8 protein-coding genes are annotated in these 9712 nt (G+C 72.1%); 3 read left to right on the top strand and 5 right to left on the bottom strand.

Translation table 11 applies throughout. From position 1 onward, the window contains the following. Window positions 1-9: 9 nt before the first annotated feature. Genes ACLJPL_RS09035 through ACLJPL_RS09045 form a run of 3 tightly spaced genes read right to left on the bottom strand, consistent with a single transcriptional unit; the run spans window position 10 to window position 2998 of the window. Complete coding sequence (locus ACLJPL_RS09035) at window positions 10-834, bottom strand: ABC transporter ATP-binding protein (RefSeq protein ID WP_411080215.1); 825 nt, start codon at window positions 832-834, stop codon at window positions 10-12. After that, entirely contained in the window at window positions 831-1934 is a 1104-nt protein-coding gene (locus ACLJPL_RS09040) for a FecCD family ABC transporter permease (RefSeq protein WP_411080216.1), read from the bottom strand. Before ACLJPL_RS09040 ends, ACLJPL_RS09035 begins: the two co-directional genes overlap by 4 nt. Before the next feature lie 8 nt (window positions 1935-1942). Then, window positions 1943-2998 carry an ABC transporter substrate-binding protein gene (locus ACLJPL_RS09045; protein WP_411080217.1) on the bottom strand — a complete coding sequence of 352 codons (1056 nt, stop codon included), beginning with the start codon at window positions 2996-2998 and terminating at the stop codon, window positions 1943-1945. Window positions 2999-3093: 95 nt separating this feature from the next. Between ACLJPL_RS09045 and ACLJPL_RS09050 the strand changes: the two genes are divergently transcribed. Together ACLJPL_RS09050 and ACLJPL_RS09055 are read left to right on the top strand one after the other, a co-directional pair. After that, window positions 3094-4854 (top strand): ABC transporter ATP-binding protein, encoded by a 1761-nt coding sequence (locus ACLJPL_RS09050; protein WP_411080218.1) that lies wholly within the window; start codon window positions 3094-3096, stop codon window positions 4852-4854. Further along, window positions 4851-6596 (top strand): ABC transporter ATP-binding protein, encoded by a 1746-nt coding sequence (locus ACLJPL_RS09055; protein ID WP_411080219.1) that lies wholly within the window; start codon window positions 4851-4853, stop codon window positions 6594-6596. Before ACLJPL_RS09050 ends, ACLJPL_RS09055 begins: the two co-directional genes overlap by 4 nt. A gap of 68 nt (window positions 6597-6664) precedes the next feature. Here ACLJPL_RS09055 and ACLJPL_RS09060 read toward each other — a convergent pair whose 3' ends face one another. Continuing rightward, a complete protein-coding gene (locus tag ACLJPL_RS09060; protein WP_411080220.1) occupies window positions 6665-7291 on the bottom strand; it encodes a TetR/AcrR family transcriptional regulator in 627 nt (208 codons plus the stop codon). A gap of 374 nt (window positions 7292-7665) precedes the next feature. Between ACLJPL_RS09060 and ACLJPL_RS09065 the strand changes: the two genes are divergently transcribed. Continuing rightward, complete coding sequence (locus tag ACLJPL_RS09065; RefSeq protein WP_411080221.1) at window positions 7666-8388, top strand: hypothetical protein; 723 nt, start codon at window positions 7666-7668, stop codon at window positions 8386-8388. Window positions 8389-8487: 99 nt separating this feature from the next. On the opposite strand, the gene ACLJPL_RS09070 is transcribed toward ACLJPL_RS09065, so the two are convergent. Further along, window positions 8488-9669 (bottom strand): cytochrome P450, encoded by a 1182-nt coding sequence (locus tag ACLJPL_RS09070; protein WP_411080222.1) that lies wholly within the window; start codon window positions 9667-9669, stop codon window positions 8488-8490. Window positions 9670-9712 lie beyond the last annotated feature (43 nt).

The raw sequence follows: 9712 nt of genomic DNA on the forward strand, positions 1-9712 counted from the left end.
CGGCGCTCCTCAGGTTCGCCAGGACTCAGGCCGACCGACCGCCGGTCTTCCTGACGCCTCGCCGGACTCCGGCCGGGGTGAGAACGCGAGGAGCAGGCCGCCGGTGGCCGGATGGGTCAGCTGCGTGCAGTGGACCTCGAAGACGGTTCGGACGAGTTCGGGGGTGAGCACCTCCGCGGGCGGGCCGTCCGCGACGATCCGCCCTCGGTGCATGACGTAGAGCCGGTCGCAGTAGGCGGCCGCGAGATTGAGGTCGTGCAGCACGCACAGCGTCGCACGCCCCAGATCGCGTACGAGTTCCAGAAGGTCGAGCGCCGCGTGCACATCGAGATGGTTGGTCGGTTCATCGAGGAGCAGCAGCGGGGTCTCCTGGGCGAGCGCGCGGGCCACCAGGGCCCGTTGCCGTTCTCCGCCGGAGAGGGTGGAGAGCCTGCGGGTGCGGTGATCCGCCAGGCGGACGCGCTCCAGCGCGGCGGTGATCGGCGCGTCCCCGGGGCCGGTGGTCGACTCGAAGGCCCGGAGCCAGGGTCCGCGCCCCATGGCCACGACTTCCTCCACGGTGAAGTCGAAGTCGGGAGCGCTGTCCTGGGCGACGAGCGCGGCACGGCGGGCGACCTCGCGCTGGCCGAGCGTCGTCACGTCGTCGCCGGACAGCGCGACGCTGCCGGCGAAGGGATCGAGCGCTCGGTAGACCGTACGCAGCAGTGAGGTCTTGCCGCTGCCGTTGGGGCCGACGAGGCCGACGCGTTCGCCGTCGTCGACGGTGAGGTCGCACTCCGCGACGACGGGGGCGGAACCGATCCGGACGCTCACGCCGGACAGGGAGAGTTTCATGACGCCTCCGAGCGTCGCAGCAGCCACAGGAAGACCGGCGCGCCGAGCACGGCGGTGACGATCCCGATGGGGAGTTCCTCGGGACGGACGAGTACACGGCAGAGCACATCGACGACGACGAGGTAGATCGCGCCGACGAGCATGGCGATGGGGAGCAGACGGCGGTGGTCCGGGCCCACGACCAGGCGTACGAGATGGGGGACGATGAGCCCTACGAAGCCGATCCCGCCGGACACGGCGACGAGAACGCCGGTGAGGAGGGAGGCGACGACCAGGAGGCGGACGCGGACGCGGTGCACGAAGACGCCGAGCGAGAGCGCCGCGTCGTCACCCGCCGCGAGTGCGTTGAGCGTCCGGGTCCGCAGCATCAGATGGACGCCGACGATCAGCACGGCCGCCGCCGGCAGCGCCAGGTTCGACCACGACGACTCCGACAGGGAGCCCAGCAGCCAGAACAGCACCGAATGCGCCGCGTCCGCGTTGCCGCTCCGGAAGATGACGAAGCTGGTGGCTCCGCTGAACAGGTAGGAGAGGGTCACCCCGGCGAGGATCAGGCGGCTCGGGATGACACGGCCGGCGCGGCGCGACAGTCCGAGGACCGCGATCATCGCCACGAGCGCTCCGACGAACGCCGCGGCCGACGTCGACAGGCCGGCCACCGCCACCGACCCGAGGGTGATCGCGACGGAGGCCATCAGCCCGGCGCCCGCGGAGACGCCGAGCACATAGGGGTCCGCGAGCGGGTTGCGGACGGTCGCTTGCAGGGTGACGCCGACGACGGCGAGCCCCGCGCCGACGACGGCGGCCAGCAGAACACGCGGCAGCCGCAGGTTCCACACGATCTGGTCGTCCATCACACCGGCGGACGTCCCGCCGCCGGACAGGCGGCCGGCGATGACCTGGATGACGGTCTCCAGCCGCACACCGACGGATCCCACCGACACGGCCACGCAGACCGTGACGAGGAGGACGGCGAGCAGCAGCGGCGCGACGACGGAGAGGGGGGTACGCCGGCCGCCGCGGCTCAGGGGTGGCCGAAGGCCCCTTCGCGAGCGCCCTTCGGCGCGGGCGGCGTCGGTGGCGGGTGTTCGCCCGGGCATCGCGGACCTCACTGGGAGCGGAAGGTGCTCGGGTGCAGGAAGCGGGCTATCTCGGTGACGCCCTGCACCGGCCTGGTGCTGCCGCGTGCCCCGGTCCTGGCCGCGTCGATGACGAGGACGCGCCGCTTCTCGACCGCGTCGACGGTGGGGAACGTCCGGTTCAGGAACGCGATCGCGTCGTCGCGGCCCGCCTTCGTCGCCGTGAAGTCGTCGACGACGATGGCCTCGGGGTCGCGTGCGACGATCTGTTCGGGGCTGACCGGGGCGAACTGACCCGGCAGGTCGGCGAAGACGTTGGTCCCGCCCGCCCGTTGCAGCACGTCGTTCGCGAGGCCGCCCGAGGTCACATAGAGCCGGCCGGCGACCTGCGAGATCTCGGCGACCTTGGGCCTGGGCTCCTCGGCGGTCCGCCGGCGTACGTCGTCGAGGGTGCCGCGCAGCTCGTCGGCCAGCGCCTGTGCGCGGGTCTCCACACCGAAGATCGTGCCGAGCTGGTGGAGGTCGGCGTCGAGCGCGTCGAGTCCGGAGGTGTCCGAGCGCAGGTCCGCCGCGCACCCGCCACCGACCACATAGGTGGCGATGCCCAGGCGCTTCAGTTCGTTGACGCTCGGGCTTCCCAGCTTGCCGGAGACCTTCTCGACCTGATCGGTGATCAGGAGATCGGGCTTGGCGGCGACCAGTGCCTCGACGCTCGGATTGCGCGTCCCGAGACTGGGCAGAGCCGCGAGCCGCTCCCTCAACTCGGGGGCGGGCGCGGACTCGCCGCGCGTCTTGGCGACGATCCGCTCCCCCACGCCCAACGCGAACAGGGTGTCGGCGATGGCGTCCGTGGTGATCGCCACGCGCTGCGGGACCCGGTCGAGTGCGACCGTACGGCCACAGGACTCGAAGGCGGCTCCGCCCGCTCCGCTCTCCTGGCGCGCGCCGGCGCCGGCGCCGGCGCACCCGGTCGCGCCGACCGCGAGGAGCGCGACGGCGGCGCAGAGTGCGGCGGCCCGGGGCCGGTACGCGGCAGCGCGTGGTCCACGGCTCGGTGACGGGTGGTCAGGGTGCGGCTGGGGCATGAGGGGACGTTCCCTTCGGTGCGGGTCTCGAGGGCTGTCGCCGGGCGGCTCACACATTATTGAATGAGCTTCAGTCACCATGTTAGGTTACCCTAATGAAGCCATCGACACCGCAGACTCCGGGGCTGGCGGGACCCGGTGCGTTACTGCGCCTGCTCGCTCCGATCCGGACCCATCTCGTCATCTGCGCGGCCCTGTCGTGCCTGAGCGCGGCGGCGGGCATCGTGCCCTACATCGCCGTCGCCGAGATCGCGCGGCTCATGCTCGACGACCCCGCGGACGCGCACACCGCCATCTGGACCTGGGTCGGCATCGGCGCGGCCGGCGCCGGCGTCTGGCTGGTCCTGCTCGTGCAGTCCTCCCGGGTGGGCCACTACGCCGACGCGGCGATCCTGCACGACGTGCGCGTGCGGATCGTGACGCACCTCGGCAGGCTGCCGCTCGGCTGGTTTCGCGCCACGGGCTCGGGCAAGGTCAAGCGCGCGATGACGGGTGACCTCGAGGAGATGCACGAAGTCATCGCGCACGCCCTGGGGCAACTGGTCGGGGCGAGCACCGTGATGGTCGTCGCGACGGGCTATCTGCTCCTCGTCGACGTCCGCATGGCGTTCGTCGTGCTGGGCGTGCTCCTCCTGATGGGGATCTTCTTCCGCGTCTCGATGCGGTCCATGACGACCCATATGAACCGGCTGGTCGCCGCCGACGCGCGCATCAGCGCCGCCGGCGTCGAGTACGCGGACGGGATCCAGGTCGTCAAGACGTTCGGCACCGGGGGCCGGGTCCTGCGCCGCTTCGACGACGCCGTGGACGAACACACCCAGGCGTTCGCGGTCTGGGTCGCCGAGGTGCGCTACAGCTCGGCGGCTTCGCGGCTGTTCGGCTCGGAGATGGCCGTCCTCACCGCCGTGGCGGCCGCCGGGCTGGTGCTCGTCGACCGCGGATCGCTCGGCGTCGCGGACCTGGTGGCGTTCCTGGTCGTCGCCATCGGGCTGCCCAACTCCATCCTGCCCGCCGTGACCGCCGCCCAGGGAGTGCGCAAGGGCCGGATGGGCGCGGCCAACATCGAGCGGCTGCTCTCCCGGACACCGCTGCCCGAGCCCGAGAACCCGCGCACGCCCGATGGCCACGGCGTCGAGTTCGACCGTGTCTCCTTCTCCTACGACGGGGTGACCAACGCGGTCGAGGAGATCAGCGCCGTCTGTCCGCCGGGCCGGGTGACCGCGATCGTCGGTCCGTCCGGCGCGGGCAAGACGACCCTCGCCGGCCTGCTGCCGCGCTTCTACGAGGTGTCGGAGGGGGCGATCAGGATCGGCGGCGCGGACGTGCGCTCGATCCCCTCCACCGAGCTGTTGGCGTCGATGTCCCTGGTCTTCCAGGACGTCACCCTGCTGCGTGACAGCGTCGCGGAGAACATCCGCATCGGCCGGCCGGGCGCCGGTGACGCGGAGGTCCGCGAGGCGGCGGTCGCCGCGCACATCCACGAGGTGATCGAGAGCATGCCCGACGGGTACGACACGCTGCTCGACGCGGGCGGCGGCAGTCTGTCCGGCGGTGAACGCCAGCGGCTGACGATCGCGCGGGCGATCCTGTCCGGGGCGCCGATCGTCGTCCTGGACGAGGCGACGGCCGCGTTGGACGCCGACAGCGAGTCGGCGGTCCAGGAGGCACTGGCCAACCTGGCGGCGGGCAAGACGGTGATCGTGATCGCCCACCGGCTGCACACCATCGCGGGGGCCGCCCAGATCCTCGTACTGGAGAACGGACGGCTGGTCGAACAGGGCCGCCACGAAGAACTGCTGGCGCGCGAGGGGCTGTACGCCCGGATGTGGGCCGCGCAGGAAGGAGTGCTCGCGTGATCCGCCGCTTGTACCGGCTCTGGCCGAATCCGAAGCTGCTGGCCCGTCTGTGGCTGCTCACCGCCGGACAGGCGGTCCTCCAGGGTCTGCTGCTCGCTCTGCTCATCCCGGTCCTGGACGCCGTCGTGCGACCCGAACCGGACGTCGGCGCGGCCACGTCATGGCTCGTGCTCGGCGCGGTCGGCGCGGTGCTGTACGCGGTGCTGAGCGTCATCACCACCCCGGTCGGTTTCGCTGCGGCGGGCACGCTCGCGGCGCAACTGCGCCGCCGGTTGATGCACCATGTGAGCACGCTGACGCTGGGCTGGTTCACCGCCGATCACAAGGCGCGGCTCGCCCGGGGGGTGACCGCCGATGTGGGCAACGCCGCGCACCTGGCCGTGACGATCGGCGGGCCCGTGATCACCTCGACGCTGCTGCCCGCGACGATCGTCGTCGTGACGTTCACGGTCGACTGGCGGATGGCGCTGCTGCTGTGCGCGATCGCGCTGGTCGCCTATCTGGCCCTGCGGCGTGCCGCACGGATCGCCGAGATCACCGAGACCGATCTGGAGCGGGCGGCGGCCGGGGTCGCCGGCCGGGCAATCGAGCTCGGCCAGGCCCAGCCGGTCCTGCGCGCCGCCGGTCATGCCGGGGGCACGCCCCGGATGCGCGCCGCGCTCGACGACCACCGCGAGACCTACCGGGAGGGGATGCGCCGGGCGCGGCAGCCGTTCTTCGTCTACACCGGTGTGATCATGGCGGGATTCGTCGCGGTGCTCGCCCTGACCGCCGAGCTCGTGCTCAGCGGGCGTGTCGAGGTCGCCGAGGCGATCGTGCTGCTCGTGCTGGCCGCCCGTTTCCTGGAGCCGCTCGGCAACCTGATCGAGCTGATCGGCGCGCTGCGCGCGTTGCGGAACCAGATCGCGCGCATCGAGGAACTGCTGTCCACTCCCCCGCTGCCGGTTCCGGCCGAGCCGGTACGCCGGATCGCCGAGGCCGACGTCGAGTTCGCGAACGTCACCTTCACCTACCCGGGCGGCGACGCCCCCGCCCTGAAGGATGTGTCCCTGCGCTGCCGGCCGGGCACCACCACCGCCCTGGTCGGGCCGTCCGGATCCGGGAAGACGACGGTGACCCGGCTCATCGCCCGGTTCTTCGACATCGACGCGGGAGAGCTGCGCGTCGGCGGCGTCGATGTGCGCGAACTCGACCCGGCCGCCCTGCTCGACGAGATCGCCATCGTCTTCCAGGACACCTACCTGTTCGACGACACCATCGAGGACAACCTGCGTCTGGCGCGCCCCAGGGCGACATGGGACGAGTTGCGGGAGGCGGCCACCGCGGCACGGCTCGACGAAGTGATCGAGCGTCTGCCCGCCGGCTGGCAGACCCGGGTGGGCGAGGGCGGCGCGCAGTTGTCGGGCGGCGAACGCCAGCGGGTCGCGATCGCCCGGGCGATGCTCAAGCGGGCGCGCATCGTCCTCGTCGACGAGGCGGGCTCCGCTCTCGACCCGGAGAACGAAGCCGCCATCACCCGGGCCATCGCCAATCTCGGCGCGGACCCCGACCGCACGGTGATCGTGATCGCCCATCGCCCCGCCACCCTGGCCACCGCGGATCATGTGGTGTCGCTCGACGGCGGCCGGGTGGCGGAATCCGGCACACGGGCGGAACTGCTGCTCACGGGCGGGGCGTTCGCCCGCCTGAACTCGCAGTACGAGCGGGCGCGGCACTGGCGCATCGCCCCCGTGAGTGGCTGACCGACGACTTCTGTCGCTGGACCGCTCCGCCGCCGGCGATCCGCGCACACGGGTCGTCGGCGGCCGGCTCAGACCTCGATGCGCAGGTAGCGGTGGGCGAGGTCGGTGATGTCGGCGATGAGCTCGTCGGCGAGCCGGTCGATGTCCTCGGCCTCGTGGTGCAGCAGCGCGTGGGTGGCCCCGTACCAGGCGCTGTAGATCAGATTCGCCGCCATGGCGGGGTTCGGGGCGTCCGCCGGCGGGTTCGGACGCTCGGTGATGAGTCGCCGGAACGCCTCGACGTGCGCGTTCTCGGGGCTGACCTGGATCTCGGTCCTGGCGTTGATCGGCGTGTGGCCGTACAGCACGTCGTGCAGTTCGGCGTGCTCGACATAGACGCGGACGGCGTCGCTCAGCCAGGCGTCGACGCGTCCGACCCAGTCGTCGGCGGGCAGGCTCTCCACCGCCGCCTGCTGCCGCGCGACCAGTTGATCGATGAAGCGGGCCTGTACCGCGAGCATGAGATCGCGCTTGGAGCTGAAATGCAGATAGAAGGTGCCGATCGCGACACCCGCGCGCTGCGTGATCTCATCGATCCGGGCAGCGTCGACTCCCCGCTCGACGAACACCTTCTCGGCCGCGTCCAGGAGGTCGGCGCGCCGCTCCTCGGCGGGTTTGGTTCGCGGGCGGCCAGGGGCGGATCGGCGCACAGTCATTGCACGAACTCTACGTGTTCGGCGGGGGCCGTGCGCTGGTGGGCGGCCCCCCTCCGCCCGGCCCGAGCAACGCCCCCGGGGCCCGCTCCGCAACCGCACTGCCCGGCCGGGCTCCGCGGACGGGCTCCCCGGGCGGGCTCGCCCCGCGGGCTCCCCGAGCAGGCTCCTCTGTGGCCGAAAACAGCCGCGGGGGCGTCACAGTCGCGCTACGACCCCTTCTCGTCTGGGCCACCGTCAGATGCCGGTGAGGCGGGTGGAGCGAGGCGAAGCGGCAGGTTTCTTTGCGCTATGCCCCACTTTACGAGCGCCGCTGCGGCCGCTCCCCCGGCTCCGGGAGCCCTGAAGCACTCCGTGGCGACTTTTAGGCTGCGCTTATGCACTACACGAAGAAGCTCATCGGACTGGCCGCCCTCGGCATGCTCGCGGCCGGATGCGGCTCCGGGGACTCCCCCGGCACGACCGGCGCACCTGCCGCCGACTCCAAGCCCGGAACCACGCGGGAGACGTCCGCCGCCCCGCAGGCCGAGCCGCTGCCCGTGGCCGTCGACGGCCCGCAGAAGGACGTGCTGGACAGCTCATCGGACGGGCAGCTCAAGGTGCTGCCCAAGCCGGCGGACGGCGCTCCCTTCACGAAGAAGGTGGAGCACAAGCTCCAGGAGCAGGTCCTCAGCAGGGTCAAGGTGCCCGGGAAGACCAGCGCGGAGTGCCCGGACGGCGTGACGCAGAAGGCCGGCGCCGTCAGCACCTGCAACGTCACCTACGAAGGCGCCGTCATCCCCTACGAGGTCAAGATCAGCGACTCGTACAAGGAGGGCGGCATCATGACCTTCTACACCGCCAAGCCCCTCAAGAGCCTGGTGGTGGCGAAGGTCGTCTACAACCAGCTGTTCGAGCAGTACGGCAGCGGGTCCGGGCGCACCGACGCGAGCAAGCTCGCCTGCGAGGAGTTCCCCGTCGCCAAGGCCGTCGAGCTCGACGGCGACTCCGGGCTGACCTGTCAGTACTGGAGCAAGTACGGCAACCAGGGCGACGGCGGCTACGAGACGCTGCGCGTCAAGGCCGGCACCTACGGGCCCGGCTTCGAGCAGGTCCGCTGAGGCCGGAGGCTCAGGGCGTGCCCGGGGGTTCCTGACCGGGTCCGGGACGCCCTGGCACGGCCTATCCGGTCCTGGTCCGCCGGACACGCCCTGGCGGAATCACCAGGCCACCGCCAGCCGCTGCGGGCTGCGGGAGGTCGTCCCGCTCCGCCAGACGACGGCGTCCACGGGTTGCGCCAGGCGCAGGCCGGGGAAGCGGGCGGCCAGGCGGTGCAGGGCGATCTGGAGTTCGGTCCTGGCCAGCCAGGCGCCCAGGCAGTAGTGGGCGCCGGCCCCGAAGGAGAGGGTGGGGGCTTCCAGCGGGGCGAACAGGTCCTCGAGCGTGCGACGGGGGAAGACCTCCGGGTCCCGGTTGGCGGCTCCGCAGTCCGCGAGGACGACCGCGCCGGCCGGGATCGTCACCCCGCCCACCTCGACGTCCGTGGCGGCGTGGCGTGCCGTACCCCGGTCGTCGCCCAGCGGGACGAGGTGGACGATCCGGTCGGCCGCCCGCTGCGCGGCATCCTCGTCGGCGGCGATGCGCGGCCAGCTCTCCGGGCGTTCGCCCAGCAGGTAGAGCAGCGCGTTGCCGAGCATGGTCATCGTGCTGTCGTGGCCGCCGACGACGAGCCCGCACACCAGGCTCACCAACTGCGCCTCGGGGAGGCCGCCTTCCGCGTCGGCGGCCGCGACCAGGCTGCTGATCAGGTCGTCGCCGGGGGTCTGCCGCCGCCGCGCGAGGAGCTCGGCCCCGAACGCGCTGAACTCCTTCAGTACGGACTCCACCTCCTCGCCGGCGTGGGAGCCGTCCGAGAAGGCGTGCTCGCTCCAGTGGCGCATCCGGTCGTGGGCGGACGCGTCCAGGCCCATCAGCCGGCTGATCACCGCCACGGGCAGCGGGAGGGTGAACTCCTCGACCACGTCAACCGGTTGCGGCCGTTCCTCCAGCCGGTCCAGGAGCTCCTCCACGATCGCGGCGATCCAGGGCTGCCAGCGGGCGACCGCCCTCGGGGTGAACGCGCGGCGCAGGGTCCGGCGCAGCCGCAGGTGGTCGGGGCCGTCCTGGTTGAACATCAGGTCGGGATTGTTGACCAGATCCGGTACGTCGGAGAGGGGCGGGGCGTCGGCCGCGTACAGCTGGGCCCGGCCGAAGCGGGGGTCGGACAGGACCTGGCGGACGTCCGCGTACCGGCTGACCAGCCAGGCGGGGGCTCCGCCCGGCAGCTCGCCGAGCCGGGGCGGGCCCGGTTCCTCGAAGGGCAGGCGGTGCAGGGGCGCCAGCGACGGGTCGGTGGTGGTCATCGAGCCTCCCGGGGCGGGGCGTATCCGTGGAAGAGGGGAAGGG

Source organism: Streptomyces sp. cmx-18-6 (genome assembly GCF_046548915.1).
In the GTDB taxonomy this organism is placed as follows: Bacteria; Actinomycetota; Actinomycetes; order Streptomycetales; family Streptomycetaceae; genus Streptomyces.